This window comes from Cyclobacterium amurskyense (assembly GCF_001050135.1).
Lineage (GTDB): Bacteria > Bacteroidota > Bacteroidia > Cytophagales > Cyclobacteriaceae > Cyclobacterium > Cyclobacterium amurskyense.
The window spans coordinates 4,100,591-4,115,362 of sequence record NZ_CP012040.1; the positions used below are offsets into that span (position 1 = coordinate 4,100,591).

A 14,772-nucleotide genomic window follows, 5' to 3' on the forward strand; every position below is an offset into this window, starting at 1 on the left:
TATTTAAAATCAAGCAATAAATTTACTCATAATTTATGAGATTTCGGGGATGACCATTTATTTGATGGCTTGAATTTGTTGTGTGTAAATGTAAAAGTTTGGATCTACTTCAATGGCTACGTTTGCTTCTAACTTTCCAGAACTTTTCCAGCCTTTTTCCGGGTCAATCCAATGCGTCTCTTCCTTTTGATTAATTTTAACCGGCATGGCAAAATCGGCAACGCTGTTTTCCCACCGGTAATACAATTTGTTATCTTTCCAGTAATATTGAAAAATCGGTACCTTTTCCGTACGAAGGTATTGGTCAAAGAAAGCCTGAAGGTTCAAACCACTTTCCTCAGCCAAAAAGGTCTCTATTTCAACGGTAGTTACCGTCTGATGGTAAAAAACCTTGTTCATTTTCCTTAAAATGCCTCTCCATTTTTCATCATTGTCAATCCATTGCCGTAGCGTATGTAGGATATTGGCTCCCTTAAAATACATGTCTCCGGAACCCCTTTGATTTACATCATAATCCCCAATAATGGGGCCATCGTTTCTTATTATATTTCTAGCCCCTTGAAGGTATTGATTCCCCGCAATGACACCATAGTGATAATCTAAGAAAAGACTTTCCGAATAAGTGGTGAAACTTTCGTGAATCCACATGTCGGCAATGTCTTTATAGGTGATGTTATTGGCAAACCACTCGTGTCCTGCTTCGTGAATGATGATATAATCAAAGGTAAGTCCCCAGCCTGTTTCACTAAAATCCTTGCCCTTGTAACCATTGGAATAGCCATTGCCATAGGTGACAGCCGACTGGTGTTCCATGCCAAGATAAGGCACCTCGATCAGCTTAAAACCATCCTCATAAAAAGGGTAGGGGCCAAACCAGTGCTCGAAGGCCCGCATCAGTCTGGGTGCATCCCTAAATTGCACCTTGGCTTTTTCTAGGTTTTCCTTGAGTACATAATAATCCAGGCTTAATGGCCCTTTTTCACCCTGATACATTTCTGAAAAATGCGCATAATCTGCTATGCTTAGGTTAACCCCATAATTGGCTATCGGGTTGCTAACAAACCAGTGGAAAGAGCTTTTCCCATCTTTGTGTTTCTCTATTTCCCGAAGCCTGCCATTGGATACGTTCATAAGTGGATCCGGAACCTTTACACTGATCAGCATGCTGTCAGGTTCATCGTACATGTGGTCTTTACATGGCCACCAGAGGCTTGCTCCATCCCCTTGGTTGGAATTGGCGATAAAAGGTTTTCCTTTTTTGTCTTCTTCCCAAGTTAAGCCTCCTGTCCAGGGAGGGTTAGGGCTTATCCTTGGCGTACCGCTGTAGCTTACCTCAAGAAAGTGTAAATCTCCTTCCTTTTGATGCTCTACAAGGGTGACAAAATAGGCGTTCCCTTCTTTTATGAAATCCAGCTCTTTGCCATTTTGGAAAAACCCCTGAATTTTCATAGGCTGTTGCAAGTCAATTTGCATGACCTTCCCAGGCTTCACTACTTTATAGTAAATGGTATTGCTTCCTTCAATGGACTTTTGCTTGGGCTTGACCTCGATGTCGAGGTGATAATATACCAGGTCCCACCATTCCCTTTCCGGAGTAATACTTCCTCGCAAACTATCCTGCCTGTTATAAGTTCGGTCCGTGTTTTGGGCCATTCCGGAGGGAATGATTAGCAAGACCAACAAAAGAAAGGAAATGCTAAAGGTTATTTTTTGTACTGTTACTTTCATTAACAATTTAAGGGTTTATTCGTAGCGGTCATTGATATCCATTTCGGTCAATTCAATCATCAATTCAGCAATTTTTTTACTGGCATCTTTTAAGAAACGCTCACCTTTTTCTGCCGACGAGGCTTTAGGGTTGCCTATTCCTGTATCTTCGGAGACCATTGACCATTTCCTCTCTGCCCATGCCCAACCTTCACGAATGGCTTTCACTTTTGATTTCTTTTCTTTTCCGTCACCGGCTTCTTCCAGCGGGAGCACCAAATGGCCGTGGAGATGCATGATCAGGCTGGTTTCCATTTCGTCTGCATGGTCTCCCATATGTTCAAAATACTTGGGTTTGTCCATGGCTTGAAACCAGTTGCAGGTACTAAAGAACATGTCTGGAAATAGCAGACCAATTTCTCTTAGTATGGTTTTAAAGTCATTGCCTCCGTGGCTGTTTAGGATAAGCAATTTAGGTATCCCTTGTCGGTGAAGTACAGCAACGAGGTCTTTCAAAATCGCTAGTTGGGTGCTAGGATTTAGGTTCATATCCAAATAGATATCGGCCTGTCCGGTATTAACCCCAAAAGGAATGGTAGGCAATATCATCACTTTAGCACCGGCCTCCCAGGCAATTTTACCTGCAGCAGCTCCGATGGCATCTGCTTCGTAGACATCTGTTCCATAGGGAAGGTGGTAATTATGGGCTTCTGTAGCTCCCCAAGGCAATACCGCCAATTCAATTTTTTCTTCTTTAAGTGCTTTCCAGTTCGTCTCTGCGAGGATATAAGGTCTCATTGATAGTCTATTTTTTATTACTTATTTTCTCTTATAATGTAAATAAACCATAAATTTTTAGAATTCCCATCCATAAAATTCCTTACTTCCCTTTATATTGCAAGAATAAAAAGTGTCTCAGACAATTAACAATAGAATAGAATAAACCATTTTATCATGTCACAATCGAAAAAAAATAGAAGAGACTTTGTTAAAAAAAGTATCTTTGGAGCTGTAGGAGGAGTAGTTTTAGCTGGGTCAAACCTTAAAGCAGAAACCCTTCCTTTTGCCAAACCAGCTGAGCTTAAACTTGCATTTGCGGGCTATACATTTGTTCATTTCAAGTTGAAAGAAGCCATAGAGATGATTCAAAAAGTAGATGTAAATTACCTTTGTATCAAGGATTTTCATTTACCAATGGACAGTACTGATGCTGAAATTGCCGCTTTTCACAAGCGTTTGGCTGATGCAAACATAAAAGGTTATGCAGTAGGACCAATTTATTCTAAAACTCAGGAGGCTATAGACAAGGCTTTTGATTATGCCAAAAGGGTTGGTGTGGATATGATTGTTGGTATTCCAAGAATAGAAGATTTATCTTACCTGGATAGTAAAGTAAAAGAATACAATATTAGGTTTGCCATACACAATCATGGTCCGGAAGATAAATTGTATCCAAATGCTACAGTTATCATGAGTCATATAAAAGATTTGGACGACCGAATCGGGATGTGTTTTGATATAGGGCACAATATGCGTGATGGACATGATCCTGTAGCGGACATTAAGAAATACAAAAACCGTATTTTTGATCTTCACTTAAAAAATGTTTCAGCAGCCAAAGCGGAAGGCAAAACAATTGAACTGGGAAGAGGAGTAATCGATATTCCTGCAGTTGTTAAAATGCTTGCAAAAACCAATTATACTGGACACTTGGCCATGGAATATGAAAAAGACATGAAAGACCCGATGGCTGGTATTGCTGAATCAGTAGGTTATTACCGTGGCGTGGTTGACGCTCTAGGTTGATATTGAATCATTTTATAAGCACAAATGGCCCATTGATCTTGGCTATTTGTGTTTATTTGCTATTTGACTAAGTTTTTCCTTGATCATTTTTTTATCAATCCACTGCCCCCTGGCCATCACTCCCAATGGGTTTTTCATGTGATTTAAATCCTCCAAAGGGTTTTCCCTAAGCAGTATTAAATCTGCTTCCATTCCCACTTCTATATCACCGAAGTTACCATCAAAATATAGGGCAGGATTAAGGGTGCCTGTTTGTAATATTTCCAAAGGCCTCAAGCCTGCAGTCAGCATGCCTTGCATTTCATGGTGGATTGAAAATCCGGGTACATTGAATACTTGAGGTGCATCAGAGCCCATAAGTAAGCCTTGTCCATCTTCATGTAATGCCTTGATCAATTGATACCTGATTTGATTGAACTGCTTCCATTTTGCTTCATCGAAGTTGTCCGCTTTGGTCAGATTGTTTTTGCTGTTCACCCAATTTTCTCTGGTTTGTGGGCTCATGTATTGCATTTCTTTCTGAGCAACCAATTCTTCAGCTGGAATAGGGGAAAACCAGCGCTCAAAAAGAGACTGAGTAGGAACCACCCACACCTTGTTTTCTTTGCTTAGGGCTACCAATTCAGAGATTGTATTTGGATCAGCCAAATCGGTGAAATTATAGCCAAAGAAACCATTCTCCGTAGGATTAATACCAGCTGATTCAGGAACCAATCCTTCAATATAACCATCGGCATGGTCTATAGTTTGGTAGCCATTGGTCAAAGCATGTCTGATTCTGACCAAATTGGATACATGGCCCGCGAAAGGGATTCCATATTCACTTGAAGCCGCTACTATGGTATCAAAGACATGTTTTCTGATACCAGGATGAAGCTTTAGAAAGTCATAACCTGCTTCTGCATATTTTTTGACCTTCTCACGTGCTTCCTCGGGAGTAGGGACGGTGTTTCCGTTTAAAGATGGACTGGAGGTGTAGATTCTTGGAGATAGAATTTCTTGGTTTGCTGCTTTTTCTCTCAAAGGCAGGTGCAATTCGTTTCCCAACATTCCCCGGATGGTGGTGATCCCATTGGACAGGTACAAGAATAAGGTTTCTTGAACTAAAGGATCATCCCAGGCTTTGTCTGGGATATGGGCGTGCATTTCTGCTAAGCCAGGAAGTAGGTAATTTCCCTTTCCTTCAATTACTCTGGCTTCAGCAAAATCTACTTCTTCATCTAATGGAATGATCTGTTCAATTTCTTTTCCTTTAACGATAACATGTGCAGGAGAAATGGATCCTGTTTTGACATCTATGACATTTACCTCCTTAAAAACGATTTGATCAGCAGTCAAAACGTAGCTGTCTTTTTTGGCAGAGCAACTGAAAAGGATTGCTATAAGAAATAGATTAATTAAATGGCTTTTCATGACATGCAATTGTTTCTTGTTAGTGGATAATTATCAGGTATATTTTATACCAACAATAAAATCTTACCAATGTGCTTGGAACTCTCTAATAACCTGTGCGCCTCAGCAGCTTCTGACAATGGGAAAGCGGTATGAATTACAGGTTTGATTTTATCAGGGAATAAGGGCCAAACTTTAGCCATTAATTGGGTAGCAATATGTCCTTTGAAGTTTCTTGATTGGGGTCGGAGGGTAGATCCGGTGAGTACCAGTTCTCTGGTCATAATACGTAGCAAATCCACCTCGCCAATTTTGTTTTTCATGGCATTAATCATGATTAACCGTCCCTTTCGGTTCAATAGGCGTAGGTTTTTGATGGTATAGTCTCCACCGACCATGTCCAGAATTATGTCTACTCTTTGTTCTCCAAGCGCTTTTTTTACCTCCTCTTCAAAATCCTGTTGCTGGTAATTGATGGCCAGGCTGGCACCCAATTCCAGGCATGTTTCGCATTTTTCCTGAGATCCTGCTGTTGTAATGACCTCACCATTCATGGCTGTGATCATTTGTATGGCGGCCACTCCAATACCGCTACTACCTCCATGGATGAGCACGGTTTCATTTTTTTTAAATTTGCCAATTTCAAAGACATTGTTCCAAACCGTAAAAAAGGTTTCCGGAAGTGAGGCAGCCTCTTCAATACTAAGTCCCTCGGGAATTGTCAAGCATTGTTTTTGGGGCGCGCATACATATTCTGCATACCCACCGCCAGCCAATAAGGCACAAACTTTGTCTCCAATTTCCCAGGTTTTTACATTTTCTCCAAAACCTGCTACCCATCCTGAAACTTCCAGGCCGGGAATATCCTTTGGGGCACCTTCAGGTGCTGGGTAATGTCCTTTTCGTTGTGCTATATCAGGCCTGTTAATGCCTGCAGCCCTAACCTTTATTAAAATTTCATCTTGCCCGATTTCGGGCATATTTCTTTCTTCAATCTTTAAAACCTCAGGTTCTCCGGCTTGTGTGATAACTACTGCTTTCATAATCTATTTGATGACCAGAAGGGGAATGTGTGTATGGTAAACCATTTTGGCACTATGGCTATTTTTAAATATAAAATCTAGAAATCCTCGGTCTTTAGTAAACATGACAAGTAGGCTGTCCGATTTATTTTTGATGTAATTTTCTAAGCCTTTATCTGTATTCACTTCTTGGAGCTTTTCAAAAGTAAACTCACTATCAGGAAAGTTTTCATTTAAATAGGCTTCCAATCCTTTAAAAATGATGTCTTTATTAAAGTCTGGTTTATTCTCGACGTGAATAATTTTATAGGGCAAGTTCCAGGTTTCGGTGAGTGTGATTAGTTTTTTGAAAACACCTTCTTTTTCATTCTTCAAATCAACGGCTACTTTGATGTTTTTTATACTTTCAAAGGAAGAACAAAACGGTACTGCTATTACAGGTATGGCACTTTCTTTGATAACAGTAGCAGTATTAGAACCTATAAGGTTTTTCTTAATGCCGCTAGCCCCCTGGGTACCCATGATGATAAGATCAAAGTCCCCATTGTTTGCTGTAGAAAAGATGGCGGTAGATACAGTACCCTGAATGATTTTGTAATCGATGTCTACGGTATTGCCTAACCTTTCTTTTATTTTCTGTAATTCAGAGTTCGCATTGCTTTCGATTGTTTGGGCCATTCTAGCCGCTTCGGCAGCAAAATCGTAAACTGCAAAATAAGAGAAAATCAAGGTAATGGAAGCACATTGCTGCTGGGCATAGGACACAGCAAATGTGAGTGCATTGTCTGCATTTTCAGATAAATCCGTTGGAACCAGTATCTTCATGATAGCTTTTTAGTTTGCATTAAGTTAATGAATATTAATCTAAATTACACAATGATTTAAATCATATATCTTTGCAAGATATTAGCATTAAACTTAAACAGTTATGTTCGAATACAATAAAGACAAACACTATCCAAAAGAGACAGAAAGTAGGGTAGTCATCAGATTTCAGGATTGCGACCCTTTACAGCATCTCAATAATGCGAAATATTTCGATTATTTTTTCAATGCCAGAGAAGACCAAGTTCCCAAATTATATGGTGTGGAGATGATGGATTTTATCCGTAAATACCAGGCAGCTTGGGTAGTTTATAATCACAGTATTTCCTATGTAAGGCCAGCTAGAGTAGGGGAGTGGGTGAGAATTATGAGTAGGGTGATTTGGCATGACCACCATTCAGTAATTGTGGAATATTACATGACGGATGATAATAAGGAAGAGCTGAAAACATTGATGTGGACAACCATGCGGTATGTGGACATGAAACAAGGTAAGTCTAAGGATCATGAAGGTGCAGTCAAAGACTTTTTATTGGCAACTACTGATGAGGTGGATATGGCTGAAACTACACTTAAATCAAGAATCAAAGACATCAAAACCGCCCTCTTAAAATCTTAATGAGTTGATATTGGCTGGGTTGTTAAACCCGAAATATGCAATAGACAATCTATTACGTGCTGAAATCGCTTCAAAATCAGCCACTTCGTTGCTGTTTTGAATTTAACCATAGCGGTGCTATGCTAAAATATCCAAACAGACTGATTTTCATGCGATTGCAACACTTCCCGTAAACACGGGACAGGCTTCACCCCTGACATTGTCAGGGCGGAGAAATTCTATTACATAATCCGGGTTAAAAGAAAAAGAAACAATTACAGCAAAATCGTATCTTCTATCAGGGGCTAACATCTCTGGTAGAAAAAATACAGCCCGCTGTGGTTTTTATTTGTATAAAATGTTAAATGGAATTTATTTCAATAGGGCAAAGAAGGTTCATTGCCCTATTAGGCAATTAACTGAATAAACTGTAACGGATAATTAACTTTCCATCTGATCTCCATTTTATCCATCCTTGGTCTAGGCTTGAGAAATCTTTGTCTGTAAGGTTTACTTTTAGCCAATCACCACGGACCGCTATAGGTTGCAAAAAATCATATGGTCTAGTGTTAATCGAAGCATTTTCTAAAGGTTTAATCAATACCTTTTGTGGGAACTCATCAAGAATTTCCACACTATTTATGTTCAGAATAAACTCCGGCCAATAGATTAGCTTGCCACTGAATTTATCTATAAGTACTGATTGACCCGTTTCTTTGTTTATCTCCACTTCCAGCATAAACTTCCCGGAAGTAAGCACTTTTATCATCAGCCAATCGTAATCTAGTTTTACTATTTCAGGGAAAAAGTAAGGGGGTGCATATTGGATGTCATATTGTCCATTCTGGTTTTTAAAAAACACCAAACTGTCTATAACTTTTCCAAGGCCATTCCATGCATTTGGGTTTGATGGGGAATAAAAATACAGTTTGTCATTTTCTGAAAAATTAGGGCTAAAGAAGCCCTGGCCCATGCCATTATCAAATTGGATATTGAGGACTGGCTGGACCGGGACAGTTGGTTTGGGGGTGATTTGCTTTTGTTGGGCAGGAACCTTGCTTTTCTCTAATTCTAAATGACGCATGTATCCAAGAAAGAGAAGAATACACATTACAACAAATAGGATAAAATTGGTATAAACGATGACTTTTGTTTTTAATCTACCTGCCAATATTATTGCTAGGATTAAGGCACCAAAAGCATACATTAGGGCATAGCCAAATACTATCGTTGCACCAGCTAATCCTTGATTTTTGCCTACACCCATGTATCCTGAGAACATACCTCCTAGGATGAAAAACACAATTATTGTGAGAAAATAGAATAAAAAACTGGAACCTTTAAGAGCTTTATTCATGGATCAATTGATTATTTAACCCGAAGTTGATAGTGGTATTTTGTAGCTTGAAGAATAATTGGTTCGCTCAATAGCAGGAAATCGAAAACTAGTAGTTTCAGCAAGACAATGATTGACTTCTATTGAACTGGTAGAATTTCTTTTGTTCTATTAAAAGAAAAAAGAACAAAAAAGCAATCAATACATTGGTCTTATTAGGTAGTGTTGGATTTGCCCTTATAAAATTAAATATATTTAATAAAAAACAAAATAAATGGCCAATTTATATTGCTTTGCACCAAATGTGTTTGATTAAACCCGGATTATGTAATAGAATTCGTGATGAGTGTTGCAATCGCAAGAAAATCAGGCTGTTTGGAGATTTTAGCATAGCACCGCTATGGTGAAATTGAAAACAGCAACGAAGTGGCTGATTTTAAAGCGATTTCAGCACGTAATAGAATGTCTATTGCATATTTCGGGTTAAACCCAGATTATGTAATAGGATTTATTCGCCCTGTTGGGGATGGTAAAATATAAGGGAGTACAAATTGGATAAAAACTGTAGCTCCTATAGTGAAAGAAGGGGTTTTATATTAATTGACAATGTACAATTGCTCATTAACAGCCTTGTTCAATACAGTATCCGACCAAGCATATGCAGGAGGGATTTCATTCAAAAGATAGGTTTTGGTAGGATAGGCTAAAGCGGGAATTTGATAAGCATCCGTAATACGCAGCACATTCAATAGTTCTAAGGCAAAATCTCTTCCATTTTTTGGACTTGTTTGATTGTGCGTTTCGGGTGGGTTTGACAGGTACATGCTTTCACATTTCTCATCCATCAAGGCTGCATACATGGCTATTGTGGCCATTCCATCTCTACCAGCAATACTGATTTTTGTAGGGTCTACTTCAGGTAAGGTCCTGCAAAATTCCAATGCCCGCATGGCATCATATACCTGCATAGAGGCTTTGGTTCTTCCTATCCAGGCAGCAGCTCGTCTAACATGCCAATTGAGTTCTGGAGCCCAACCCACTTCTCCTACACCCCTGACTTCCAGGTAGGCGATATTGTGATTCTCAGCCATTTTATTTGCATAGCCTTCGCTTTCCCATCGTTCTTCTCCCGGGCTTCTTAATACTAAAAGGAGTGGAGATTTCTCCTCTTGAGGTTGACGGTAAAATATATCCACTTTGAGTCTCCAGCCCTTTTCACTGTTAAAACTATAGGTGTTATTCCCGAACTTGGATAAATCCGCTGTTCTGTATATCATTTCTCCATCAAAAGCCAACGCTGAATCAGGGAATGCTCCAAAGGTTCTTGTTTTAAGGTAGTCCTTAACTTTATTTTGCTGGGCAATTAGCGCGTCTCGACTGTTTATTATTGGAGGTTCAGCTGTTTGGATGAAAGAGTGCTGTATTGTTTTGGTAATATCTGTAGCTGGCGGCGTGCCATTGTATACATTTAGACTATCTGCTGGAAGCAGGTTTTCAGCATTGGTTTCTATATCTGCTATTGTTTCCGGCGCTACATTTTTGTCCATAAGGTGGTGGAGGAAAAAGGAGAAAATGGCTTTTCTGGAAACCGGATGATAGGAATGCCCACCAGTTGTTTCAACCAGAGAGATATTATTTTCCGCTCCAAACTTGCTATAGAATTCCGATAAGGAATTGTAAAACTGACGGGTAGACTCAATTCCATAGAGTTCATCCCTATCCGATTGGGCAATAAGCAAAGGCTTGGGTGCAATTAAAGCTCCTATGTCTGTGAAATCCATTTGGAAACCATTGTTGATCATCATACAATCACAGTGACCATCAATCCTTCTTTCGCCTACCTGCGAGTCCATGGTTCCCGCTCCGCAAACAGGTGCTGCTGCTTTTACTCTTGGATCTGCTGCAGCAAAGTACCAGCTTTGGGAGCCGCCTCCTGAAATGCCGGTGATACCAATATTATCCATGTCCACGTCAACACGTGTAGCAAGGTAGTCCAGGCCCCTTATGGCATTCCAAAGCTCTACGGCCGCAGGATTATAACCTCGAGAATACCAATTGAACCAGCCTTTGTTATAAGGCCCCCAATGATCTCCCCAAACCTCTCCAAATTGAATGGTTTCAAAAATCAAAGTAATAAAACCAAGTTCCGCTAACCTTCTTGCGTGTGCCTGGTAATTCACTTTTTGACCATGGGAATGGCCTGATAGGTAAATAACAGCAGCGCGGGGATTTGATATATTGTCAGGTACGTAAAGATTGGCAGGAACAAATAAATTGGGTAAGGATTCATAATAAAACTTCTCAATATGAAAGCCATCTTGTTTCAATGTGCCTCTAGGGTAGACTTTGGGAGGATCCCTGTCTTCCTCCATGTTGAAACCCATCATTTCTATAAATTGATGGTACTTAACTGGTCGAATTGAATCCCATTCTTCTGTAGAGATAGATTTTGCAGAAAAGTGCTCCGTCAAGCTTTTTGATTCCTGCTCTAGGTATTGCATGATGTTATTATGAGGAACCACAGTGACAGTTTCAGGTGCCTCTTCTTTACATGCCCAGGTAGCTATTATCAGAAGGCTGATTGGAATCAGGATTAAATATTTCATTCTTTAGAATTCAATGAAGTAGTAAGTTAATACTTGATAATACTTAAAACCAAAATTTTTCACTTGGAATCTACAAGGACTTGTAAAATTTAGTTTAGAAGGATGAAAATTTAGCGTTCTGACTTATTGTATTCCCTTTTTTAGATAAAATTAAATAATCAACGATTTGATTTAGAGGTGAATTTCCTTCATATTTATTAATGTTTTGGTAATTTGGATTGAATAAAGAATTCATGGCAGTGATTCTGAATAGTTGGATTTATTTGGAGGCAGTCTCCTCAATAATGGTAATTTGAGGATTTAGGATCAAGAATATTAATTAAGGAATTTAAGATTAAATTTATTTCAAGAGCTTATACTTCTTTTATATAGGATATGAAATTGAACGAAGAACAAATTGCGCAATATCACAGAGATGGCTACGTACTTGTAAAAGGTTTTTGTAGCAAGGAGGAAACGAACAAGCTTTATAAGGTGGCCATTGAGGATGAAGCCATGAGTAAAAATGCCATGGATCTAAATGATCAATCCGGTAAAAAAACAAGGCTTTCTTTGTGGTTTAAACCTGGAAATGATGTCTTTGGCTATTTGACTAGGAGTGAAAAGATGGTGAATTCTGTAGGTCAATTGCTAGAAGGAGAGGCTCCTGTTTGCCACTTTCATTCCAAACTTATGCAGAAGGAACCCAAGGTAGGTGGGGCATGGGAATGGCATCAAGATTATGGCTATTGGTACAAAAATCAGTTTATGTTTCCTGACCAATTGATTAGCGTAATGGTAGCACTTACTGAGGCAAATAAACAGAATGGCTGTTTGCAGGTAATCAAAGGTTCGCATAAACTAGGAAGAGTAAACCATGGATTTGCAGGAGAACAGGTGGGGGCGGATATGGTAATGGTAGAGAATGCTTTGAAAACCATGGGGCTTGTTTATTGTGAAATAGAGCCTGGAGATGCACTTTTTTTTCATAGTAACCTATTGCACAGGTCCGCAGCCAACCTTTCTGATTCACCAAGGTGGTCCATTATATCCTGTTTTAATTCCCAGTCCAATATTGCATATAGCGAGACTTCTACTGCATGGAAAGTGGCTTTGGAACCGATCCCTGACGAAGCCATTTTAAATTGGGAGGCTGAAACGCTTTCGAATGCGGATTTTCTCAAGAAAGAAAATGACCCGGCATTGAAAAACACTGGTTGGGAGTAAGGTTAAATGAGATGAAATAGGAGCTAATATTAATAAGGACCTGCTTAAACCTTTACTGGCACATAAAAGCCAAGTATTAATTGGCCACTTCCATTTTTACTTTTAGTTTTTTAAGTTTTTCTCCATCTGTATTGGCGAAAAGATCGTCTACTTTGTCAGTAGGTACAGCCACATAGGTGGCATTGTCTAGAATGCTGATCATACCTATATCAGATCCTTTTAAGCCGCCTTTTTTAGTGAAAAAGCCAACAACATCGCCCTTGCTGATTTTGTTCTTTTTCCCTACACTGATATAAACACAAGTCAGGTTCGATGGTTCAGGGACTTTGAAGTCTTGGCGAAGTTCGTATTCTGGTAGGTTATTGTCTACATAATCAGGCAAGGATTCCTCATGGGCAAGCACCAAATAGCTCTGACCTTCAGCCATCATTCTAGCTGTTCTACCATTTCTATGTATAAAGGCATCCTTTTTTGGAGGAAGTTGGTAATGGACAACATGCTTAATTTCTGGGATGTCTAATCCTCTGGATGCAAGGTCTGTAGCAATGAGCAACTGGTGGGTGCCGCTTCTGAATTTGATTAGGTTTTTTTCACGATCGATTTGTTCCAATCCACCGTGAAGCACTGCATGTTGGAATCCGAAATCTGTCAAAAGTAGACTTATGCGATCTACAGCATCTCTGTGATTGCAAAAAACCAGGGTGCTTTCCTGTCCAAAATCTGCCACTAACCGCATTAAGGTGTCTATTTTCTCAACACTAGAAGTTCTGACGAGTTGCAACAATAAGGTCATTACCTCACCCTCTTTCAAAAAACTCACCTTTTCATAGTCTTTAAAAGGAAGGAAATCTGGAATATTTTCAAGGATGGTGGCGGAGGTTAGGAAATATTTCTGCTCATGTGAAAGCCGTTCAAAGATAACCCTCAATTGTTCATGAAAACCAAACTGTAAGGATTTATCAAACTCGTCGAGTACAACCAAACTTATGTTAATGTCATTTAGATTGCCTTTCTGAACATGCTCAGATAGCCTTCCTGGTGTACCTATTATCACCTGTGGTTTTTCGTTAAGCCTATTTTCTTCTGTTTTCATAGAATGCCCACCATAGCAGATACAAGCATGAAAATTAGTCTTCAGCGATTTGAAAACCTCCATTATTTGTAAAGCCAACTCTCTTGATGGGACAATGATTAGAGCGGAAGAATCATTTACTTCCAGGTGCTGAATCATGGGAATGAGAAATGCCAGGGTTTTTCCAGAACCTGTTGGAGCCAAAAGCATTAGGGGAGCTTCAGCTTTGGCCTTTTCCATAAATTCCAATTGCATCTTATTGAAACTGTTTAAAGAAAGCCTTTTTAAAAAAGTTTCACTACCTGTTTGCTTATTCATCTCCATATTGCAAAGATACAGATAGGCAATGAGACAAAGGTGTTTTATAGAAAGAATTTAAAATGACACTGCACCAATAATTAATATTTTCTGGTGCAGTGTCATTATTTTATGAAAACTCGATTGCTTAATGGAGGAAATAAAATTCGTCAACCTTAGTTTCTGGTCAAAATTTTGAATTGATCCATTACCTTATAAGTGGCCCTGGTCAAGTCAATATGAATATTAGGTGAGTTGTAGTCAAAATAAGCTGAAGTATATCCTTGCCAGATTGTGTTTCCTTTTTTGTGGTCGATTACTAAAACGACAAGCATTCCATCATTTTGTGTGTATTTAATGGCATTGTAGTTTTCGCCTCTTTTTTGCCTTTCCAGACTATCTAAGACAGATTCTTCTACAAGTTCAATTCCTTGCTTTTTAAGCCAATAATCGAAATTCGGTTGATTGTAACCTCTATAGCGTACTTCACTCATGTATAATTTGTGAATAATAAGGAGGTCTGGATTGTTGTCTCTTTCTCTAAATCCCTGAGATCCAAGGCGTGAGGAGATTGATTTTTCAATAATTCCGGTGAAATCTCTTTCGTTTTTCCCTTCTTCTGCCACAAACCCGAAGGTTTTGTATTTTTTAAAGGCACCTTTATAATTGTAATCGTATTCTGCGATAAAGTCTCTCTGTGACAAACAGGCTGAATTAAATATCAGTAAAACAAAGACAAAGTAGTTGAATTTTTTCATACATTTTTTCTGAGAAGTGGTGAATCATATTGTCCTGGTGATTTTTGAGATACATTTCAACTGTACCGATCAAAATATAAAATTGTAATCTTAAAATAAACTTTAGATTTAAATTTTTGTTTAGGATTTTATCACTAATTATCGAAT

The 14,772-nt window shown here is 39.0% G+C and carries 12 protein-coding genes; 3 read left to right on the forward strand and 9 right to left on the reverse strand.

Features of this window, described 5'->3' with window-relative positions:
* Positions 1-57: 57 nt before the first annotated feature.
* Together CA2015_RS16820 and CA2015_RS16825 are read right to left on the reverse strand one after the other, a co-directional pair.
* Positions 58-1,728, reverse strand: coding sequence for a M1 family metallopeptidase (locus CA2015_RS16820; RefSeq protein ID WP_048642951.1), 1,671 nt, complete (start codon positions 1,726-1,728; stop codon positions 58-60).
* A 15-nt stretch (positions 1,729-1,743) separates the two neighbouring features.
* Entirely contained in the window at positions 1,744-2,505 is a 762-nt protein-coding gene (locus CA2015_RS16825) for a creatininase family protein (protein WP_048642952.1), read from the reverse strand.
* A gap of 156 nt (positions 2,506-2,661) precedes the next feature.
* On the opposite strand from CA2015_RS16825, the gene CA2015_RS16830 reads away from it, so the two are divergent.
* Positions 2,662-3,513 carry a sugar phosphate isomerase/epimerase family protein gene (locus CA2015_RS16830; RefSeq protein ID WP_048642953.1) on the forward strand — a complete coding sequence of 284 codons (852 nt, stop codon included), beginning with the start codon at positions 2,662-2,664 and terminating at the stop codon, positions 3,511-3,513.
* Positions 3,514-3,555: 42 nt separating this feature from the next.
* Here the strand turns inward: CA2015_RS16830 and CA2015_RS16835 are convergent, their stop codons facing one another.
* Genes CA2015_RS16835 through CA2015_RS16845 form a run of 3 tightly spaced genes read right to left on the reverse strand, consistent with a single transcriptional unit; the run spans position 3,556 to position 6,752 of the window.
* Positions 3,556-4,926 (reverse strand): amidohydrolase family protein, encoded by a 1,371-nt coding sequence (locus tag CA2015_RS16835; RefSeq protein ID WP_048642954.1) that lies wholly within the window; start codon positions 4,924-4,926, stop codon positions 3,556-3,558.
* Between the two features lie 44 nt (positions 4,927-4,970).
* Complete coding sequence (locus CA2015_RS16840) at positions 4,971-5,948, reverse strand: NAD(P)H-quinone oxidoreductase (RefSeq protein WP_048642955.1); 978 nt, start codon at positions 5,946-5,948, stop codon at positions 4,971-4,973.
* A 3-nt stretch (positions 5,949-5,951) separates the two neighbouring features.
* Positions 5,952-6,752 carry a universal stress protein gene (locus CA2015_RS16845; RefSeq protein ID WP_048642956.1) on the reverse strand — a complete coding sequence of 267 codons (801 nt, stop codon included), beginning with the start codon at positions 6,750-6,752 and terminating at the stop codon, positions 5,952-5,954.
* 103 nt (positions 6,753-6,855) lie between these two features.
* Between CA2015_RS16845 and CA2015_RS16850 the strand changes: the two genes are divergently transcribed.
* A complete protein-coding gene (locus CA2015_RS16850) occupies positions 6,856-7,371 on the forward strand; it encodes an acyl-CoA thioesterase (protein WP_048642957.1) in 516 nt (171 codons plus the stop codon).
* A 394-nt stretch (positions 7,372-7,765) separates the two neighbouring features.
* On the opposite strand, the gene CA2015_RS16855 is transcribed toward CA2015_RS16850, so the two are convergent.
* Both CA2015_RS16855 and CA2015_RS16860 read right to left on the reverse strand, forming a co-directional pair.
* Positions 7,766-8,707, reverse strand: a complete 942-nt coding sequence (locus tag CA2015_RS16855; protein WP_048642958.1) for a hypothetical protein — start codon at positions 8,705-8,707, stop codon at positions 7,766-7,768.
* Between the two features lie 575 nt (positions 8,708-9,282).
* Complete coding sequence (locus CA2015_RS16860) at positions 9,283-11,292, reverse strand: alpha/beta hydrolase (protein WP_048642959.1); 2,010 nt, start codon at positions 11,290-11,292, stop codon at positions 9,283-9,285.
* A gap of 375 nt (positions 11,293-11,667) precedes the next feature.
* Between CA2015_RS16860 and CA2015_RS16865 the strand changes: the two genes are divergently transcribed.
* Complete coding sequence (locus CA2015_RS16865) at positions 11,668-12,498, forward strand: phytanoyl-CoA dioxygenase family protein (protein ID WP_048642960.1); 831 nt, start codon at positions 11,668-11,670, stop codon at positions 12,496-12,498.
* Positions 12,499-12,574: 76 nt separating this feature from the next.
* On the opposite strand, the gene CA2015_RS16870 is transcribed toward CA2015_RS16865, so the two are convergent.
* Both CA2015_RS16870 and CA2015_RS16875 read right to left on the reverse strand, forming a co-directional pair.
* On the reverse strand, positions 12,575-13,888 hold the full coding sequence (locus tag CA2015_RS16870; RefSeq protein WP_240477822.1) for a DEAD/DEAH box helicase: 1,314 nt from the start codon (positions 13,886-13,888) through the stop codon (positions 12,575-12,577).
* 155 nt (positions 13,889-14,043) lie between these two features.
* Complete coding sequence (locus CA2015_RS16875) at positions 14,044-14,625, reverse strand: DUF4136 domain-containing protein (protein ID WP_048642962.1); 582 nt, start codon at positions 14,623-14,625, stop codon at positions 14,044-14,046.
* Positions 14,626-14,772: the final 147 nt, after the last annotated feature.

Bases quoted from the DNA above. Each gene is read 5' to 3' on its own strand.
- CA2015_RS16840 (WP_048642955.1), bottom strand. From the start codon at position 5,948: ATGAAAGCAGTAGTTATCACACAAGCCGGAGAACCTGAGGTTTTAAAG.
- CA2015_RS16860 (WP_048642959.1), bottom strand. From the start codon at position 11,292: ATGAAATATTTAATCCTGATTCCAATCAGCCTTCTGATAATAGCTACC.
- CA2015_RS16845 (WP_048642956.1), bottom strand. From the start codon at position 6,752: ATGAAGATACTGGTTCCAACGGATTTATCTGAAAATGCAGACAATGCA.
- CA2015_RS16855 (WP_048642958.1), bottom strand. From the start codon at position 8,707: ATGAATAAAGCTCTTAAAGGTTCCAGTTTTTTATTCTATTTTCTCACA.
- CA2015_RS16850 (WP_048642957.1), top strand. From the start codon at position 6,856: ATGTTCGAATACAATAAAGACAAACACTATCCAAAAGAGACAGAAAGT.
- CA2015_RS16830 (WP_048642953.1), top strand. From the start codon at position 2,662: ATGTCACAATCGAAAAAAAATAGAAGAGACTTTGTTAAAAAAAGTATC.
- CA2015_RS16820 (WP_048642951.1), bottom strand. From the start codon at position 1,728: ATGAAAGTAACAGTACAAAAAATAACCTTTAGCATTTCCTTTCTTTTG.
- CA2015_RS16835 (WP_048642954.1), bottom strand. From the start codon at position 4,926: ATGAAAAGCCATTTAATTAATCTATTTCTTATAGCAATCCTTTTCAGT.
- CA2015_RS16825 (WP_048642952.1), bottom strand. From the start codon at position 2,505: ATGAGACCTTATATCCTCGCAGAGACGAACTGGAAAGCACTTAAAGAA.
- CA2015_RS16875 (WP_048642962.1), bottom strand. From the start codon at position 14,625: ATGAAAAAATTCAACTACTTTGTCTTTGTTTTACTGATATTTAATTCA.
- CA2015_RS16870 (WP_240477822.1), bottom strand. From the start codon at position 13,888: ATGAATAAGCAAACAGGTAGTGAAACTTTTTTAAAAAGGCTTTCTTTA.
- CA2015_RS16865 (WP_048642960.1), top strand. From the start codon at position 11,668: ATGAAATTGAACGAAGAACAAATTGCGCAATATCACAGAGATGGCTAC.